This is a genomic window from Litorimonas sp., assembly GCA_029936425.1.
In the GTDB taxonomy this organism is placed as follows: Bacteria; Pseudomonadota; Alphaproteobacteria; order Caulobacterales; family Maricaulaceae; genus Litorimonas.
In genome coordinates, this window is record JAPYSU010000101.1 from 1 (window position 1) to 318 (window position 318).

Here is a 318-nt window from a genome sequence, read left to right on the forward strand (position 1 = left end):
CATGTCACCACCACACAGCCATGATGGCAGCAACGGCAGTGAGCTGTGACAGTGACTGCAGTCTGGCGAGTCCCAGATGGGGGAGGGCCTGAGGTGTCAGCTGTGCGAGTGCTACGGATACTGTGGAGGCGGCAGTGATGGAGGTTAACCGTGTGTGGACTGCGGGGATGACTTCCAGCTGGGAGAGAGCCGGAGGATCAATTCCTGTGCGCATTCGCCGAGTCCTCTCCAGTTTACCGAAGAAAACTTTTCCCCATTGAAAGAGAACGCTGCGTTTGCCAAAGCCAAGGAGGATTTCCAATTCCGACAAGACTGCGA

1 protein-coding gene is annotated in these 318 nt (G+C 56.3%); it reads right to left on the bottom strand.

All coding sequences use genetic code 11. The features are described 5' to 3' along the window. Positions 1–4: 4 nt before the first annotated feature. On the bottom strand, positions 5–318 hold a 314-nt coding region (locus tag ACN0IC_RS15355; protein WP_416879626.1), incomplete at its 5' end, for a hypothetical protein.